Raw genomic sequence first — 19488 nt, forward strand, 5'->3', positions numbered from 1 at the left:
TACAAATGAAGCAAATTTCAAGAGAAAAATTAATAGATATTGTGCAATCTTTAATGTTGCGCCCAAATGATGATGTTTTAGATAAAATTTTAGTTTCTTGAGAGCAAATTCAAGCAGACCTTGCCGGGCTGAACGCTTTAAATTTAGAAAATCTAACACCAATGGAAAGAATTAATGAAGATTTACACATTGATCTGTTACGTGAAGATGTTGAAGATGATTCATATTCAATTAATCAAGTTAATATTTTAACTAATGCTCCAGCAACTAGTGGAGAATTTGTTGCACTAACAAAGGTGGTAAAATAATGAGACAATATCGTAATAAAGGAAATTATGCAAAAGCTTATAGTGAAGTAAAAAACGATACTAATAACGCTGTAGCATACCTATATCCAGAAAAAGCTTATCAAGAAAAAGAAACTACATTTAATAATGTTATAGCGACAATTAAAGACGTTTTTGCAACAATTGATGCTCCTACAAGAGCTTCTAGTTTAATACTTGATAATTTTCAACCTTTTTATAACGCAACTGTAGTTCAAAAACTAATTGATGCAAATGCAAGAATTATAGCTAAAGTTAATAATGATGAATTAGCTCTTGGTGGAACTGGTACATATAGTGCTTATGGACTTGTAGTAAACCCTCGTGACCCAGAAAGATTTGTTGGTGGTTCATCATCAGGATCAGCAGCTACAATGACCCCTAATATTGGTTTCGCCCTAGGGAGTGATACTGGTGATAGTGTTAGACTACCAGCTGCCTTTAATGGTTTAGTTGGATTTAAGCCTTCATATGGAGCTATTAGTAGATATGGTATGTTTGCTTATGCTTCATCATTAGATACTGTAGCTTATTTTACACACAATGTTAATGACGCAATAATTGCTGCTCAAACATTATTTGGAAAAGATTATAAGGATATGACTAGCGTTGATGTTCAAATTACTAACGCTACTAAGACAAAGCCAAATAAGATTGCTTTCTTAGATTTTAGTCCTTTTGTTAAACCTTATGTAAATCAAGCAATGGGACAATTTATTGAAAAAATCAAGGCTAATGGAACAGAAGTTGAAATTATTCAACCTAATTTAGAAATTCTAAACGCTATTAATATCGTTTACCGTGTAGTAAGCTTCTCAGAAGCAAGTTCTAACTTAGCTAACTTAACTGGAATTGGTTTTGGTAGCAGAGTAAATGGTGATTCTTGAGAAGAAATTATGCTTAATACTAGATCTCAAAAGTTTGGAAAAATGGTGCAAGAACGTTTAGCGTTAGGAAGCTACTTCTTATATACAGAAAATCAAGAAGAAGTCTTTATTAAGGCTCAAAAAGCACGTAGATTAATTAAGAACTACTACACGGAATTACATAATAAATATGACTGTGTACTTTTCCCAGCTTATTCAGGAATTGCTCCAAAGTTTGATGAAGATACTTCAGCAAATAAAGTAATGAACTTTATATTAACAGGAGCTAACTTAACTGGAAACCCTTCAATTACAATACCACTTGGTATGCATCAACATATGCCATACAGCTTTGCACTTGAATCAGCTATTTATAGTGATGAAAAATTATTAGGGTACGCTGAATATCTTGAAGAATTAAGAGGAGAAATCAATGGATAATTTTGAAGTAATTATTGGTATCGAAATTCACGTTGAATTAAAAACCAAAACTAAGATGTTTTCACCTGCAGGAATTGATTTTAATGCAATTCCCAACACTAAAGCAAATCAAATTGACCTAGCTTACCCTGGGACATTACCTCAAGTTAATAAGCAAGCTGTTAAATATGGTGTAGCCCTTGCTAAGGCTCTTGACATGGAAATTGATGATGAATTACACTTTGATAGAAAGAACTATTTCTACCCTGATTTACCTAAAGGTTACCAAATCACTCAATTCTTCAGACCTATTGGTAAAAATGGTTCATTAGTCATTCCTACTAGCTTTGGTCCTAAAACAATTAAAATTGAAAGAATCCACCTAGAAGAAGATACTGCAAGACAACACCACGATGAAACTGGCACAAAATTAGACTATAATCGTGCTGGTATTCCACTTATTGAAATCGTAACCTATCCTGTTATTCGTACAGCTGAAGAAGCTGCTAACTATGTAGATATGATTAAGAAGACTGTCCTTGCTTTAGAAATTTCTGAAGGGAAACTTGAACAAGGTTCATTAAGAGCTGATATTAACATTTCACTTAGACCTTATGGCGTTGAAAAATTTGGAACTAAAGTTGAAATCAAAAATATGAACTCAACTTCTAATATTAAGAAAGCAATTGAATATGAAATTAAATTGCAAAGAGAAAAATTACTTCGTGGTGAAGTAATTCTTCAACAAACTAAACGTTTTGATGATAGCAATAACCAAACAGTGGTTATGCGTACTAAGACGGGAACTACTGACTACAAGTATTTTGCAGATCCAAATATTCCTATCATTAAGCTTTCAAAGGAATTTATTGATAGCGTTAAAATCAATGAATTGCCAAATGAAAAACTAGCTAGATATACTAGCTATGGTATTCAAAATATTTATATTCAAAGCCTTATTGACGATTACGATTTAAGCAAATATTTTGATTCAATTCCTTATGAGGATAAAGATAAATTATCAAAGGTATTTTTTGCTGAAGTTGTTTCATTAGCTAACTCAATGTCTAAACACACTACTCAATTAGCTATTGATCCTAAATTATTAGCTCAAGCTTTAGAATTACTTCAAGAAGAAATTATCTCTGGTAAGTCACTTAAAAAATTAATACCTTTATTAGTTAACTACAAAGGTGAGTTGGAACCATTACTAGTACAACATAACCTTAAACAAATTACTGATCCAGTAATTATTAAAAATCACATTATCCAAATAATTGATAAAAACAAAGAGATGCTAGCTGAATATAACACTCGTCCCGAAAGAGTTATTAAGTTTATTCTAGGTGCATTAATGAAAGAAACTAGTGGTCAAGTTAGCCCGGTACTTTCAAACCAAATTGTTGTAGAATTATTAAATGAAATGACAAAGTAAGAAAAATGATTTTTATTACAAGCTAACAAAAAGCAAAAATAAAAATCGCTATATTAAAAAGCAATTCCATCAAAACTTAATTTTTCCTGATCGTTTCGTTATTTTCTTGATTTTATATGAGTTCTTAATTAAGAAAATCTTAATCACTTTCTTTGCTAAGTTACTTTTAAGAGCAAGAAATGACAGTGAAAATCGTAAGAGAATTAAGGTTATTGATAATGTTTATACAAACTTCAATAGCAAAGAATATAACTTCATTTGACTCTCAAGTGCTTTTTACCTTCTAATCTCTTTTGTGCCTGTAATTTATATTGTTTACCTACTTAATCTTTTTGTAAGCAATATCCCATCCTTTTATAACTTTGTGGGAAAAGATTTTGCCACTGAATTCTCCTCACGTACATTAGGGAGATTCTTACCTGGGTCACAATCTTATTTAATTAATATTGTTGCTGACCAAAGTGCAGGCTTTTCTTCTAAAACTATTTTGCCAAACTTACTTTTATTCCTGTCATCACTTTACATTTCAAGTACAGGGTATGGTAAGCTAATTTCTTCAGCCAACTATATTTATGAGCATTATAAAATGGGAACTTATTGAGGAAATAAAATAAAAGGATTCTTTATTGTGCTATGTGTCTCAGTACTGTTTTGAGCTTTTGCTACAGCTGATATTATGCTAGAAAAGCGCATTGATCCAAAACCTAATAATTGGCTCAATTTAGTGGTATATTTCACATTTACGACTATCTTTGTATTTGTTTTATTAATTATGCTATTTAAACTAATACCATCATTTAAATTAAACCTAAAAAGTATTTATAAAGGAGCTATGCTATCTGCAACTCCAACCATTTTACTTGTATTACTATTTAATACTATTAATAGTTATTTCAACTATGATAAATTCGGTGGGGTTGTTGGATTCTTCTTCACAATAGCCTTCTTTATAAACTGATTTGTTTACTTTATGTTTTTGGGAATTACCTTTAATAATGCATATTATAAAAACTATATTAGTACACGCACAATTAACAAAAGACAATGATTATTTTAAATTTGTTTCATTTATCATGCTAGTATATTCTGGCATGATATTTTTATTTACTCCTATATCATAGGGATGAAAAAAATTAAAATGTAAAAAATATTATTTCTGATTAGAAAAAAATAGTGTATTATATCTATGGGACATGAGAATGTCCTGTATACTGCTTAAATAGTAAACTATTTATTATTTTGTACTAAGTTATTGTGCTTAAAAAGTCGCATTTTAAGCAAATCATTTATATATACATATTTATTTTTTATTTTACAACTTGTTTTTTATTTCTTATATATCTTAATATATTTTATAAATTCTTACACATCCAGTATTTTATTTTTATACATATAATATATAAGGCCACAGGTATCTGTGGTTCTTTTTTATACTTTTATGCTATTTTGTTCAATTTGAGTTCTTTTTTAGCTAAATTTAATATATAAAATGTATGCAAAAGAAAAAAATCTGACTTTATTTAATTGGGCTTTCATTAGCTGGTGCTATTTCAGGTTTTGTCCTTTCTCAAAGATTAAACCAAGGGCAGATCTCCGAAGACAAAGACAAAAAAGATAAACCAGAAAAAGTCTACCACTATCGACTTAGTGGCAATGTTTTGCATACACATGTTGAATCATCAGCTCCACTCACATATCGCGAATTATTCTTTTTAGCACAAGCTAAGACTGGTTCAAAATTTGATAAATTCAAGTTAGATGAATATGCTGATGATAAAAAAATAATCTTTGTTCCTAAATATGATTGAACACTATATTGAGGCGATATTAAATCTATGAGTGATTTTATTGCCTTTGGGATAGATAAAAAATATGCAAAGATCTTATTTGACTATCACGAGAAACATAAGCAGGATACAGTGACATGAAAAGATATTGAATCAATAAAGGGCGTTGGCTACAAAACCTTTCTAAAATTAAAAAAATTCTTAATTTTAGAATAATGTGGATCAACTTCTTTATTTGCTTATCTCTTTTTGCCTTAATGATAGACACAAATCAATGGCTCTTAGCTATTCCAATTGCAATTTTAATAGTCTATATTGCTTGTATAAATTTCAAGTTTATGTGGCTTATCTGGCTATGTTCATTTCTTTGATTTATATTTTGAAATATACATAACTATATCTATTTCATCAATTGATATGAGTTTAAGGAAGTACATGGGCGTTATACAGTAATTGATGTAACTGAGAAAAATGTTTATATCCAGGATCAATACTTACGCAAACTTGTGGTATGAAAAAGCGATCTATATCCAGATATTACCTTGTATTCACAATTTTATGCTAGTGGTAAATTAATGCCTATGGACTATAATTCCAATTATTATGCATCAAACAATATTTATTATATTCTCAAAGTTACTCACTACACCAAATTAGAGCATTGATGAAATGTGAGATATTGGTTTTTTAAATATTATTTACAAAAAGATCTAGATTATTATCAATTAATAATCCCCTTACTTTTTGGTTTCAATATTCAGGTCCATAATGACATAATTCAATCACTTAAGGATATGGGAGCAGTGCACTTAATTGTTGTTAGTGGTTTACATTTTGCTACCATCTTTGGGTTAATAAAATTATTAACCTATAAGATTGATAAAAGTAAGATATTATGCACGATTTTAATAATTATTTATTTCTTCTTTGTTAAAAAGTCAATTTCAGTATTTCGTGCCTTTACCTTCTTATTAATTCAACAATTTTTAATGAAAAAACACTGACACCATAGAGTATCATTGCATCAGATATTATTTTGAATATCTTTTATCTACTTATTATACTCACCCAAAAATGTCTTAAACCTCGGTTATTGACTATCGTTTATCTTAACTTTCTCTTTAGTGCTTTATAGCCAAGGACAAGCTAAAATTGAGGAAGAGCAGCACAAAAACATCACATATATGAAAGCTTTATACTTATTAAAGATTTACTTTCTCTCGTGATTTTTATCAGTCACTATAATCTCTGTTCAACAACATGCATTTAGTATTTTAAGTTTTCTTTATATCTTACTTTTGACTCCTGTTTTTCAATTTGCAATTATCTTTTTTGCCATATTTTTTCCATTAACTTTCATATGTAGTCCAATTTCCTATCTGCTAATTAAATTAATCAGTTTGCTCCATAGCTTTAATTTACGGGTCGAAATTCCAAATAGTAACTATCTTTTAGTACTATATGTATTTGACTACTTAATCTTGTTGAAACAATCATTAATTTACAAAAAAAGTGAAACAAGAAAGTATAATTAAGATATGACAATTATCACTGGAACAAATCAATATTTTATTAATCAAAAAATTAAAGAAATTAAGCAGCAATATAGGCCAGATTCTATATTTGAAATAAAGGAAGACTTATCCGACTTAGACTTCCTTAGCAATATATTGCTATCTAATTCTTTATTCTCGGGAGACAAACTTTTAATTCTCTATAATCCTAAGTTTTATAAAGATAAAAGCTTCCTTAAAAATAACAAAATCACCCTTGAACAGTTGGCTGAATTATTCAATCAGTCAACAACAAAATGTTTAATTTATCTAGAAGAAATTAAACCAACAGACAACAAATTCCTTTCACTTTTACACATTGAAAATAAATTCGAATTTCATTCTTATAGTGAAAAAGAATTTAGCCAATGAGTTAATAAACGTTTTACTGAATATGGATTAAAAATTAACTATAGTGACTTATTATATTTTCTAACAAAAATCCCTAATGATATCGCTATAGCACAGAATGAAATTGATAAATTAGTACTATTAAACGAGCCAATTAATAAGGTGTTAATTGATAGTTTTATCACACAATATCCTATTGATGATCCATTCTACTTTTCAAATGCCCTAGGGACAAATAATTTGCATGAAATATATTCAAAATACATCCTATTAAGCGCACAAGGCGAAGATGTAACTAAGTTAATATATACCATTAGCAATACAATGTGCTTGTTAAATAGATATTTTGCGTATTCTAAAGCTATTACACAGCGTGATGTATTAGCTAACAAGCTAAACATTTCATTAAAACGACTATTTGTGATTGAGAAAATCGCAAATAACTATAAGGCAAATGACGTGAGAAGAATTCTTACTGAGTTAGGTGACCTTGACTATAAAATTAAAACTACGGGGGTAGACTCAAATGATTTATTCCAATCTTTCTTGACAAAAAACTTCGGAAAGTAAAATTAATTCTTTCATTTTCCTTGACGAAGAAATACTTAAAAATAATGAACTAATTGTTTCTGTAAAATATTTTGAAAATATCTTAAAGAAACTAGGGGAATTAAGTGCTTTTAACTATGAGGTAGGCATAGTAGTACCTGATTTGTATAATTTTTATAACTATCATCTTATGCTACTAGATGATGAAAATGAGAACTTGGCCAAAAAGAGAATCAAGAACTTGCATCTATTTTTATCAAAGGCAGCAAAGTTAAATACAAAATTCTACTTTACCTTAGACTTTCATAGTATCGCATCTTTTTCTGATGTGCTAAGTAGAGTTGATCTTAATAACTTTGAAGTTAAAGAAAATGTTGATAATCACTCATCTCTAAAATACAACGATTTACTCTACACGCAAGTTATAAAACTTAAAAAAGATAATGCTGAAAACGAACTATATAATCACATAAATAAAATTTATGCTGGTTTATCAAAATATGTTGAAATTGAAGGCTTCTTTATTAGTAATTTATTTGATTTTTGTCAAAATAAGCAAAACCAAGTAGCTGCAGATGATTACAAGTTTCTTGTAAATACATTTCAAAAAGTTATTAACACCATGCACATAGATGTAAACATCTATGAATCAAATAATAAGGCAGCTTTATACTTACGTAAGAAATTACAACCATTAGAAGTTTATACTGATGTAGTTTTAGCACCTCAATTTAGTGAAATCATAAAAAATATTGAATCATTATATAAGAAAGATTTAAATGTAATATTTAACTCAAACAAGTTTTTATCAACACGAACTGGGTCTTTATCTTATAAAGATACTCAAGTGCGCATAATTCTTGAAAATCTTTCTGTCTCATCAAGAAATTATTGTTATTACTTTGCATTTGAAAATAAAGAAGATGAGTGAAAAGTAAACTTATTTGACTATCTCTTATTGCAAGATAATATCAACAGTTATTTCATTTCTACTCTTTACAAACGCAATGATATATTGCATTATAATCAACCAGGTAATGCAGCAAAAATTGTAACTTACTGTTTTAAGGCTAATACATATAAGTATATTAATACTGGTGATTCTGAATTCAAATTCAGCTTTAGATACCAAAATATTAGACAACACATAAAAATCATGTGAAAAAAAATCCATAAGGAAGTTCATTCTTATGGATATAAATGAAATCGAATTAAATAATTCGAAGCGAGAACTATATGTTCTCGTTATTTTTTTATCTTAAGTAGTATGCTAAGATAAGTTCGTTGAATTCTACTGCGAGTATATCTTTTTGAAACACAAGCATCAATAAAACTGTTATAGTCATTATTTAATTTCACTTGTTTTTTAAATAAATTCTCAATGCCTTCATCTACAAGTTTATATTGAGCTAATTTACTTGCAGTTTGTTTTATTATTATTTTTTTAAATTTAGGATAAGTAGCTGAAATATCCCTCTTTGCATCATAAACTAATCGCATAGGAGTGTAAGGCGAAATATCTTCATGTTGTTTGAGCATCTCTCTGATTTTAGAAGCACTGGCAAATGATGATTTTACCTCGGAAGCATGAAAATCTATTGTTCTTTGCATGCTAATTGGTTGAATTGGAAAGTCATTATTAATAATTGTTTTGACATATTCAAGGCCAAGAATGTCATTTGGCATTTGTATATTTTGTCCCATTAATTCCTGAATTGCTAAGTTGTTTGCTTTAGGATAACTATTGCCACCTGACTTTAGATATTTTTTCACTAAAGTATTATATTCAGTTGGATTTGATTTAATTGCTTTAGCAATCTTAATTAAGCTTTCAACATCATTGCTTTCTGATCCAAAAACTAAATAATCAATCTTATGTTTAGCTAATAATTTAACACCTGATTGAGCAAAAATGTGTGCTGCTTGAATTACATCTCTATCTTGGAGTTTAACAACTTTATTTACACCAAAAGCTTTTGCAGCCTTTTTACGAGCACTAAAACTAGCACAAGCAATTTCTCCTCTTTGAGTAAATTTATTTGACATAGCCACTATAATATAGGCATTTGGGATGTTTTTTCTGATCCAGTTAATTTGATAAATATGTCCGTTATGAAACGGGTTATATTCAGCAATTATTCCTACGCGATTTTTCTTATTTTTTTTCACAAATAAATTATAATTAGATTACTTAAAATAAGTATGATATTTTTACAAAATTAATAACTATTTTTACTAATTAAATATTTTTAAATTTTAATTTTTATAATATAATAAATTAGCTTATTAATTAATACATACTTCAAAGGGGGTAAAATGGCTATTGTTCCAAAACGTAAAACGTCTAAACAACGTAAACACAAAAGAAACACTCACTCAGCTTTAGATACACCTAACCTTGTATCTTGCAAAAACTGCAGTCAAAAAATTGAACAACATGTTGTATGTCAATTTTGTGGATTTTACAAAGGTAAAAAAGTTGAAGGCTATGTTGCATTAAACGACAGAAATAAATAATAACTTTATTAATTAATCATTCTTATAAATAATTAAAGCACTGGAAATAGTGCTTTTTTGTTTACTTTTAGTTCTTTTTAGCTCAAAAATAATTTAAATAATGAGAGATGAAAGAAAGGTAAATAATGAAACTATATATTATTGGAGAAATTGTTTATAAAAACAAGAACAACATCATACTAGAGTCACGCTCAGAAGGATATTTAATGACTGTAGCTGACGAGTCTAGATATGAAGTTGGACAGAAAGCTAAAATCTATTTATATGAACATCGAACTGAATATAATGAATGCACATACGCATTTAAAGATTTTAAAGAACGCTTATTGTTCATTGACTTAGTATCTGTTGAAAAGATCGGACCTAAGATTGCAATGATTTTACTTGACAAAGGCTGAGAATACATTGCTCGTTTAATTGCACACAGTAATTATCAAGAATTGGCTTCTATTCAATTTATTAACGAAAAGCTAGCAAATCTAATTTGTGTGCAATTATCTGAAAAATGATCAAAAATCATTTCAAATGCAGATAACAAGAAAGCTGAAAAATCACAACTACGTGAAGAATTAAATAAAACATTACAACAATTAGGCTTCCAAAAGAGTCAAATTGATTTAGCAATGAAGAAAATTAAATTCACAGATAACATAGATAATATGATTGAAGAAAGCATTAAACTCATAGCTAACGAAAGCAATGACGTATCTAGACTTGAGGCCTAATAAATTTAGTGAATTTATTGGGCAAAATAAATTAGTCAAAACACTTCAAGCTATGATGCGAAGTGCTAAAATTCAAAACAAAATTCTAGATCATATCTTACTTTATGGATCACCCGGGATGGGTAAAACCACACTAGCAACCTTGATTGCAAAGGAAAATCAATCTCGTATCCACTATATTCAAGGGGCTAATATCGAAAAGAAAGCTGACCTAATCAGTGTGCTTTCAGTCATTAACGAAGGAGATGTTGTATTCATAGATGAGATTCATAGTATAAATAAAAATGTTATTGAATTCTTATATGGTGCAATGGAAGATTTTGTTTTTGACTTAATAGTAGGCGCAGATGGCAACTCACGTGCAGTAAGAATGAAAATTAAACCCTTTACATTAATTGGCGCTACAACTAAATTAAATGAAATCTCTCAACCTCTTAAAGATCGCTTCGGTTTTGTTGGTAGAATTGTTAACTATACCCCTGAAGATATCTTTAAAATCCTAAGCATATCTAAAAATAAACTAGCCATTGATGTAACAGATGATATTTTAAAAATTGTTGCAAGTTACTCACGCAGTACGCCTCGGCTTGCTAATCACTTACTCGAACGGATAAATGATTTTGCTTTAGCTCATAATAAAGGTGTTATTAATAAAAGAATAGTTAAAAAAACCTTTAAATATCTTGATCTTTATGAGTTCGGGTTAACTAAAGACCATATTGAATACTTAGAAGTACTTAAGGAAGGATTTGAAGAAAAGTATGTTGCTTTAGATACAATTACAGGATTACTTTTACATACTAAGGAAAGCATAGTAAATGAAATTGAGCCTCCTTTACTATTGTTAAAATTAGTTGAAAAAAGTTCCAAAGGTAGACGGATTACTTCTGAAGGAATTGACTATTTAATTAGGCAAAACTTATACTAAAATTTATAAAAAAGTCAAATATTGCTATATTTACTAGCTAATATTTGACTTTTTATAATTTTGAGAAATAGGATAAAAGAATATAATATAAAGAATTATGGGAATATTTAAATTACATGCAAATTATCAGCCAACAGGTGACCAACCCAAGGCAATTCAACAACTTGTTGATGGAATTAAACATCACGATCGTGAACAAGTGCTTCAAGGGGTAACAGGTTCTGGAAAAACTTTTACAATTGCTAATGTGATCAAAGAATTTGATCGTCCAGTTATTGTTTTATCACATACTAAAACATTAGCTTCACAGCTTTATAGTGAGCTAAAAAGTTTCTTTCCTGAAAATGCTGTTGAGTATTTTATTTCATATTTTGATTACTATAGACCAGAAGCATATATTCCTGCAACTGATGTTTATATTGATAAAGACTCAAAAACAAATGAACAAATTGAAATTCTTCGTCTCAGTGCTATTAATTCATTACTTACTAGAAAAGATGTAATTATTGTGGCTAGTGTTAGTGCTATTTATGGTGCACTTAATCCGGAAGTCTATAAAGATTCTTTCTTTAGATTTTACATACATCAACCTATTTCTATTAAGGAATTTATTAATAAGCTAATTCAAATTAAATACGATAGAAATGATACTGTTCAGGAAGCTGGTGACTTCACTGTCAAAGGTGATGCTATTTTTGTGCGTCCTGCTGATAATGAAGAAATAACCGTTAGAATAACCTTTTTTGGTGATGAAATTGAAGAAATAGCCATTGTAGACCCGCTGACAAAAGAAGTTCAACAAAAACCTAAGATTTATGTGCTTTCACCTGGTAACGCTTATGCAACAGAAAATTCAATTTATGATGTAATTATTCCTAAAATTCAAGCAGAATTAGAAAAAAGTATTGCCCAATTCCAAAAGGAAGGCAAAATACTAGAAGCTTCTCGCCTATCTCAAAGAATTCAAAACGACATGGATGATATGAAGGAATTTGGGATTTGCAAAGGTATTGAAAACTACTCAATGTATCTAGATGGTAGGGATTTTGGTCAAAGACCTTATACCATACTAGACTATTTCCCTAAGGATGCATTAATGTTTATTGATGAGTCACACAAATTAGTCCCACAAGTAGGTGGTATGTATGCTGGGGATCGAAGCAGAAAAGAAAACCTTGTAAATTATGGTTTTAGATTACCTTCAGCCCTAGAAAATAGACCTCTAAACTTTGAAGAATGAGAAGATAACTTCGATTTTTATAAAATTTATATTTCAGCAACACCTAGAGACTATGAGCTAAATAAATCAGAAGGTAAAGTAGCTAAGCTCTTTGTTCGTCCAACTGGGCTAGTGGACCCTGAAATTATTGTAAAGCCTACTCACAATCAAATTGAAGATATTTATGACACTTTAATAAAACAAAGAGAAACTAATTCACGTACATTAATTCTTACCTGATCTAAGAAACAAGCTGAAACCTTATCAGCTTACTTACTTGAAAAAGGCATTAAGTCTGCTTACTTACACTCAGATTTTAATACATTTGTCAGAAATGAAATCTTAAGAAAACTTCGTAAAGGTACTTACGAAGTAGTTGTTGCTATCAATCTATTGCGTGAAGGTATGGATATTCCAGAAGTTTCTAAAGTTCTAGTTTTAGATGCTGATAAAGAAGGATTTATGCGTAATGCAGAAAGCTTAATTCAAATCACCGGACGGGCAGCAAGAAACGTTAATGGACAAGCTATTTTCTATGCAGATAAAATTACTCCAAGTATGCAAAAGTGCATTGAAGATAACTTAGAAAAGCGTACAATGCAACTAGAATACAATAAGATACACAATATTACACCTAAAACAATTATTAAACCTATTCCTGAGCCTATTCAAGGTCATGATATCAGTAATGCAATTGAAGCTATTATAACTAAGAGTCAAGCTAAGGGTCGAGTAAGTAAAAAAGAAAAACAACAAGCTATTGATGAAATTCGCAAGCAAATGGAACAAGCTGCAAAAGAATTAGATTACGAACGTGCCATTGAACTGCGTGATATCTTGCTTGAATTACAAGTAGATGAAAAACATAAAATTGAGGAGGACCAAAATGAGTAAAGAAGATAAATTAATTATTCAAGGCGCTAGAGAAAATAATTTAAAAAACGTTAATTTAACCATTCCTAAAAATCAACTAATAGTATTTACAGGTCTAAGTGGTAGTGGTAAAAGTTCATTAGCTTTTAACACTATTTATGAAGAAGGACGCCGTAGATATGTTGACTCTCTTTCATCATATGCTCGTATGTTTTTAGGAGGAACTAAAAAACCAGATGTAGATAAAATCGAAGGACTTTCACCTTCCATTTCAATTGAGCAAAAAACTGTGCATAATAATCCAAGATCTACAGTTGGAACAGTAACTGAAATTTATGACTATTTCAGATTGCTCTTTGCTCGTATTGGTAAGCCATTTTGTCCAAATCATAATATTGAAATTAGCTCTCAAACTACTAAAGATATATTAAATTCAATCTATCAATTGCCAGAAAACTCAAAACTCATTATTTATGCACCTCTAGTTGAGGGTGAAAAAGGAACCCATGCTAACTTGCTTGAAAAGTTACGCAAAGATGGTTTCATTAGAGTTAAAATTGATGGTCAATTCTATTTACTAGATGATCAAATCGAACTTGCGAAAAATAATAAGCATGATATTGATTTGGTTATAACTCGTGTTGTGCTTAATGAAGAAAATTATGTCAGAATTGCTGAAGCTATTGACATTGCAGCAGAACATTCAAATGGATTAATTAAAATTGAAGATGTAGAAAATAATAAAATTTATTCATTCTCAAAAACACACTCATGTATATACAAAGACTTTAATATGCCTAAAATTGAAACTAGATTGTTTTCTTTCAATGCCCCTTACGGAATGTGTGAAAACTGTAAGGGTCTAGGTGTAGAGTTTAAAGCAGATTTTGACGCTATAGTTCCTGAACCTTGAAGAACAATTAACGAAGGTGCTATTAAATACTTTGAAAACACTATTAATACAGCAAATTTAGAATGACAAGAATTTGACCAACTCTTATTGCACTATCACATAGATAAAAACACTCCAATTGATGAATTAACACAACAAGAACGTGACATTATAATGTATGGTTCAACTGAACCAATTGCTTACGCTTTAAAATCATCTTCAAATAATATAATTCGTCGCGATCGTCAAATTGAAGGTATAGTTACTAAAATTGAAAAGCTATACTATGAAACTTCTTCAGATCGCAGACGTGATTATTTAAATAAATACATGGGTTCATTTACTTGCTCAGTTTGTTCAGGTTCTCGTTTAAACCAAGCAGCAAGAGCTGTACGTATTGATAACAAAAACATTTATGAATATACATTAATGTCAGTTGAACAATGTTTAGAAAGCATTCAAAGTTTAATAAGTAAGTTAAGTGAACAAGAGATACAAATTTCAAACCTCATTACAAAAGAACTAATTGATCGCCTTTCATTCTTAAGAAATGTAGGATTAGATTATTTAACTCTTAACCGTAGTGCTGAAACACTAAGTGGGGGAGAAGCACAAAGAATTAGATTAGCAACTCAAATAGGTTCCAACCTAACAGGAGTTTTATATGTGCTAGATGAACCCTCTATTGGTCTGCACCAAAAAGATAACTTAAAGCTTATTAATACACTTAGAAAAATGGTTGATATTGGTAACACACTAATTGTTGTTGAACATGATGAAGACACAATGTATTCAGCTGATTATATTGTTGATATTGGTCCTGAAGCCGGAATTCATGGGGGACAAGTTGTTGCTCAAGGACATTTAGAAGATATTATTGCAAATCCTAATTCAATTACTGGAAAATACCTATCTCATGAATGAAATATCCCAGTACCCCTTAGTCGTAGAAAAGGTAATAAAACTGAAATTACAATTAAAGGTGCTAGAGAAAATAACTTAAAAAATATTGATGTTACTATACCTCTAGGGATGCTAGTTGGGATTACTGGAGTTTCTGGTTCTGGTAAAAGTACACTAATAAATGAAATCTTTGTTCGTGGTATTCAATATTCTTTAGGCCTACTAGATGGGATTAATCATAAAAAAGCTAAGTTTAGTTCAATTCAAGGTTTAAGTAATATTGATAAAGTGATAGCTGTAAACCAATCTCCAATTGGAAGAACCCCAAGATCAAATCCAGCTACATATACTGGTGTTTTTGACGATATTCGTGATATTTTTGAAAATATCGAAGAATCTCGGGCACGTGGTTATACTAAATCACGTTTCAGTTTTAATGTGCCAGGTGGAAGATGTGAAAAATGTAGTGGTGATGGATTCATTAAAATTGAAATGCACTTTCTACCAGACGTTTTTGTACCATGTGATCAATGTGATGGTAAAAGATATAATCGTGAAACTCTTGAAATTAAATATCATAATAAAAACATTTCACAAATTTTAGATATGTCTGTTGAGGAAGCCTTTGAATTCTTCAAGCATAAAACTAAAATCATTGAAAAATTACAAATCCTAATGGATGTCGGACTTGGATATATCCAACTTGGACAAATGTCAACCACATTAAGTGGTGGTGAAGCACAAAGAGTTAAACTAGCAACTTATTTACAAAAGAAACCTACAGGTAAGACTGTCTACGTACTTGATGAACCAACAACTGGATTACATACACATGATGTTAAAAAATTAATTGCTATTTTAAATCGAATTGTTGATAATGGTGATACAGTGGTTGTTATTGAACATAATTTAGATGTAATTAAATCTTGTGACTATTTAATCGACCTTGGTCCTGATGGTGGAATTCATGGAGGACAAGTTGTTGCTCAAGGAACACCAGAACAAGTTGCTCAAAGTCCAAAAAGCTATACTGGAGAATTCTTAGCTAAAATTTTAAAAAATTAATTATCTTATTAAAAATAAGATAATAACTATATATAATTTAATAGATTTTATTTAAGGAAGTTTATGAGTAAAGATAAAAAGAAAATGAACGTCAAAAAAATTATTGAGTTTTTTGGCCTAAATATAGTTAATGGCAAAGATGTCGAACTTGAATATAATGATATTTATTTACCAGCAATTAAACGTGTTGGTTTAGAGTTAGCAGAGCATTTTGAAAATGATCGTATTTCAAAAAATGTTATTGCTTGAGGGACAGCGGAATCAACTTGATTTAGTTTGATAGGTAAGACTAAGTCTTATGAATCTTTAGAATGAGTATTTTCTCGCAAGCCACCTATTGTTATTCTTTCAAAAGGATTTAACAAGCCAGCTATTAACTGAGTAATAGATGTTGCAAACAAATACAAAATCCCTGTGGCGTTGGCTCGCATGTCAACTTCATATATTTCGACCAACATTGGTTCATATTTAAATAATTATTTTGGTGAAGTTACACAAGTACATGGAACATTAGTTCTAATTGGTGGTACTGGAGTTCTTATCACTGGTGAATCAGGGATTGGAAAATCAGAAGCTGCATTGCAATTAGTGCAACAAGGTAGCGTGCTTATTTCTGATGATGCTGTGTTAATTAAAGACAATGGTAACATTTTTATTGGTTCCTCACCAGAAATGACTCGCAACTTCCTTGAAATTAGAGGGATTGGGCTAGTTGACATAACCCAACTATACGGAGTCTCTTCAGTAGCTAAATCTTCAATTATTGATTTAGTTATTGAATTAGTTCGCCAAGAAGGCAAAAATGACTTCGATCGCTTAGGAACAGATTATTTAGAATATCCAGTCTTTGGTAGATCAATTAAGAAAATGCAAATCCCAATTAAAGAAGGGGGCTCAGCTGCTTCCTTAATTAAAGCTGCTGTCAATACATATTTAGCTAGAAATGCTGGTATGAATGTAGTTGACATGTTATATGAAAGAGCAGAAAAGGAGAATAATGAATAGTAATTTACCTTCATTTTTACCTACAGCTGCAATCAGAGAAGGAACCCCTACAATCTTATTTAACATCGGTTCTTATCAGATGCACCTGTATTCTTTAATGATAATGTTTGGATTCTTATTTGCTATCCTTACAGTATTATTTTATTGGTATAAAGAACAATGAGATTTAAATATCTTATTCGTAGTTATCATCATCACAGTTCCTGCCGGAATCTTTGGAGGACGTCTTGGATTCATTATTGAACGCTTAATTTATGATCCAAGTAATCCATTCCCTAACTCGCATTGATATGCGATTTGAGAAGGGGGTCTAAGTATTCAAGGGGGAGTTATTCTAGCTGCTCTTCTAGATATTGCTTACTTATATACAAAACGTCAATATGTTGATTTAAGAAAAGCTTTTAGCTATATTCTACCTGCTGTTTTAGTCGGACAATTTGTTGGTCGTTTTGGTAACTATGCTAACCACGAAGTTTATGGAAGAATTGACTGAAGTGGCTACAGCGTAACTTCTTTAGGTTCTACTTTTGCCTCAAACATGTACATTTCAGATGCTACAACTGATGCATTAGGTCTTGAAGGGGCTTATAGATACCCACTCTTCTTATATGAAGGACTAGCAAACTTAGTCGGTTATATTCTTCTTTGCTGAGTATTCAACTATTTTGGTGTCTTTAAACCAGGAGCAACTGGTGCATTATACTTATTATGATATGGTGTAACTCGTGCTGCTATGGAACCTTTAAGAGAAGAATCATATAATCTTTACTCATATGTAGCATTAGTATTTATTATCTTAGGAGTAATCCTATTTATCTACTTCCAATTCTTTGGGTTAGTTAAATACAATAAAACTTTTGCTAAATATAAATGAACATACGAAATCAAAAATAAAGAACAATACAACAATTATGTATACAGAACAAGTTTTAAATACTTAGTATGTCAAATAAAAACAAAATTAATTCATAAATAAAAACGCATTTATCTAAATGCTTTTTTTATAAGAAAACAAAGGAGTATATATGAATGAATCATATGATTTAGTAATTATTGGAGGTGGACCTGCTGGATTAAATGCAGCCTTATATGCCTCTAGAGCAAATCTCTCTGTTGCTTTTGTAGAAAAAAGCACTCCTGGTGGAAAACTATCTGCCACAAGCAAAGTTGAAAACTGAATAGGAACAGAAATGATTGAAGGATGACAATTGGCTCAAGAATTCTTTGATCACTCACAAAAATATGGGGCCAAATACATCTATGGTGATGTAGTAGAAGTAAAAAACATAGATACTACTCACAAAGAAATTTATCTAGCTAGTGGACAAATGATACAAGCGAAAACTATTCTAATTGCTACTGGTATGAAAAATAAAGTACCAACCTTTATCAAGAACATAGATAAATTTATGAATAGAGGTGTTAGCTTTTGTGCTATTTGTGATGGTCCATTATTTGGAAAAAATCCAACTATGGTACTAGGAGCTGGAAACTCTGCTGTTGAAGAATCTGCTTATCTTTCAAGTATAGCTTCAGAAGTACACCTAGTAATAAAAGGTGGAGACTTTACAGCTGAAAGACGTCTTGTACAAGACTTATATAAGCTTCCTAATGTTAAAATTCATCGTTTCTCACAAGTGCTTGAGCTCAGAGGAGAAGATGCGTTAGAAAGTGCTCTTATCAAGGATGAAGATGGAAATGAACAAGAAATAAAGATTTCTTCTTTCTTCCCTTACATCGGTATGGAATCAACAGCCTGATTCTTACAAGATTTAGACATTCTTGACTCTAAAGGTTTTATTATAACTGATGAAAATATGCAAACTAAAGTTCCTGGCATCTTTGCTGCTGGAGATATTAGAGTTAAGGAAATACGTCAAATTGTTACTGCTGCAAGTGATGGTGCTATTGCAGCTAAGAAAATCGTTGACCTCGTAAATACTGAAAAATAAGGATTTTTTTCATAAATGTGGAAATTTCCACATTTTTTCTTTCTTTTTTATTAAATCCATATATGAAATAATAAAATAATAGTAGGAATAAGTTTTATTCCGAATAAAAAACTAACTATTTA

At 30.2% G+C, this 19488-nt stretch carries 17 protein-coding genes; 16 read left to right on the plus strand and 1 reads right to left on the minus strand.

Annotation, left to right across the window (positions count from 1 at the left end; genetic code table 4):
- The first annotated feature begins 5 nt into the window (after positions 1–5).
- The 8 genes from ACNQ2T_RS02150 (at position 6) to ACNQ2T_RS02185 (ending at position 8506) form a co-directional block, all read left to right on the plus strand.
- Complete coding sequence (locus ACNQ2T_RS02150) at positions 6–308, plus strand: glutamyl-tRNA amidotransferase (protein ID WP_416755610.1); 303 nt, start codon at positions 6–8, stop codon at positions 306–308.
- Positions 308–1633, plus strand: coding sequence for an amidase family protein (locus tag ACNQ2T_RS02155; protein ID WP_418035871.1), 1326 nt, complete (start codon positions 308–310; stop codon positions 1631–1633). Before ACNQ2T_RS02150 ends, ACNQ2T_RS02155 begins: the two co-directional genes overlap by 1 nt.
- On the plus strand, positions 1626–3047 hold the full coding sequence (gene gatB, locus ACNQ2T_RS02160) for an Asp-tRNA(Asn)/Glu-tRNA(Gln) amidotransferase subunit GatB (RefSeq protein WP_418035872.1): 1422 nt from the start codon (positions 1626–1628) through the stop codon (positions 3045–3047). Before ACNQ2T_RS02155 ends, gatB begins: the two co-directional genes overlap by 8 nt.
- Complete coding sequence (locus tag ACNQ2T_RS02165) at positions 3031–4104, plus strand: YhjD/YihY/BrkB family envelope integrity protein (RefSeq protein WP_416755606.1); 1074 nt, start codon at positions 3031–3033, stop codon at positions 4102–4104. Before gatB ends, ACNQ2T_RS02165 begins: the two co-directional genes overlap by 17 nt.
- 436 nt (positions 4105–4540) lie before the next feature.
- Positions 4541–5050: an MAG0490 family ComEA-like DNA-binding protein gene (locus tag ACNQ2T_RS02170; protein ID WP_416755603.1), complete on the plus strand. Its 510-nt coding sequence runs from the start codon at positions 4541–4543 to the stop codon at positions 5048–5050.
- Positions 5051–5415: 365 nt separating this feature from the next.
- Entirely contained in the window at positions 5416–6369 is a 954-nt protein-coding gene (locus ACNQ2T_RS02175) for a ComEC/Rec2 family competence protein (RefSeq protein WP_418018176.1), read from the plus strand.
- 3 nt (positions 6370–6372) lie between these two features.
- Positions 6373–7308: a DNA polymerase III subunit delta gene (gene holA / locus ACNQ2T_RS02180; RefSeq protein WP_418035873.1), complete on the plus strand. Its 936-nt coding sequence runs from the start codon at positions 6373–6375 to the stop codon at positions 7306–7308.
- Positions 7265–8506 carry a hypothetical protein gene (locus ACNQ2T_RS02185; protein ID WP_416755598.1) on the plus strand — a complete coding sequence of 414 codons (1242 nt, stop codon included), beginning with the start codon at positions 7265–7267 and terminating at the stop codon, positions 8504–8506. The genes holA and ACNQ2T_RS02185 overlap by 44 nt, the downstream gene beginning before the upstream one ends.
- Positions 8507–8532: 26 nt before the next feature.
- Here ACNQ2T_RS02185 and ACNQ2T_RS02190 read toward each other — a convergent pair whose 3' ends face one another.
- Complete coding sequence (locus tag ACNQ2T_RS02190; RefSeq protein WP_418035874.1) at positions 8533–9456, minus strand: nucleotidyltransferase; 924 nt, start codon at positions 9454–9456, stop codon at positions 8533–8535.
- Positions 9457–9603: 147 nt separating this feature from the next.
- Here ACNQ2T_RS02190 and rpmF point away from each other — a divergent pair, with 147 nt between their 5' ends.
- The 8 genes from rpmF (at position 9604) to ACNQ2T_RS02230 (ending at position 19366) form a co-directional block, all read left to right on the plus strand.
- On the plus strand, positions 9604–9804 hold the full coding sequence (rpmF, locus tag ACNQ2T_RS02195) for a 50S ribosomal protein L32 (protein WP_416741824.1): 201 nt from the start codon (positions 9604–9606) through the stop codon (positions 9802–9804).
- Between the two features lie 125 nt (positions 9805–9929).
- Entirely contained in the window at positions 9930–10529 is a 600-nt protein-coding gene (ruvA, locus tag ACNQ2T_RS02200; RefSeq protein WP_418018160.1) for a Holliday junction branch migration protein RuvA, read from the plus strand.
- On the plus strand, positions 10504–11457 hold the full coding sequence (gene ruvB / locus ACNQ2T_RS02205) for a Holliday junction branch migration DNA helicase RuvB (protein WP_416755595.1): 954 nt from the start codon (positions 10504–10506) through the stop codon (positions 11455–11457). The genes ruvA and ruvB overlap by 26 nt, the downstream gene beginning before the upstream one ends.
- Before the next feature lie 97 nt (positions 11458–11554).
- Positions 11555–13570, plus strand: coding sequence for an excinuclease ABC subunit UvrB (gene uvrB / locus ACNQ2T_RS02210; protein ID WP_416755594.1), 2016 nt, complete (start codon positions 11555–11557; stop codon positions 13568–13570).
- Positions 13563–16409 (plus strand): excinuclease ABC subunit UvrA, encoded by a 2847-nt coding sequence (gene uvrA / locus ACNQ2T_RS02215; RefSeq protein WP_418035875.1) that lies wholly within the window; start codon positions 13563–13565, stop codon positions 16407–16409. The genes uvrB and uvrA overlap by 8 nt, the downstream gene beginning before the upstream one ends.
- A gap of 63 nt (positions 16410–16472) precedes the next feature.
- Positions 16473–17414 (plus strand): HPr(Ser) kinase/phosphatase, encoded by a 942-nt coding sequence (gene hprK, locus ACNQ2T_RS02220; RefSeq protein WP_416755591.1) that lies wholly within the window; start codon positions 16473–16475, stop codon positions 17412–17414.
- Positions 17407–18390: a prolipoprotein diacylglyceryl transferase gene (gene lgt / locus ACNQ2T_RS02225; RefSeq protein ID WP_416755590.1), complete on the plus strand. Its 984-nt coding sequence runs from the start codon at positions 17407–17409 to the stop codon at positions 18388–18390. The genes hprK and lgt overlap by 8 nt, the downstream gene beginning before the upstream one ends.
- A gap of 49 nt (positions 18391–18439) precedes the next feature.
- Entirely contained in the window at positions 18440–19366 is a 927-nt protein-coding gene (locus ACNQ2T_RS02230; RefSeq protein WP_418035876.1) for an NAD(P)/FAD-dependent oxidoreductase, read from the plus strand.
- Positions 19367–19488 lie beyond the last annotated feature (122 nt).

Source organism: Mycoplasma haliaeeti (assembly GCF_048284645.1).
Classification (GTDB): Bacteria; Bacillota_I; Bacilli_A; order Mycoplasmatales; family Metamycoplasmataceae; genus Mycoplasmopsis.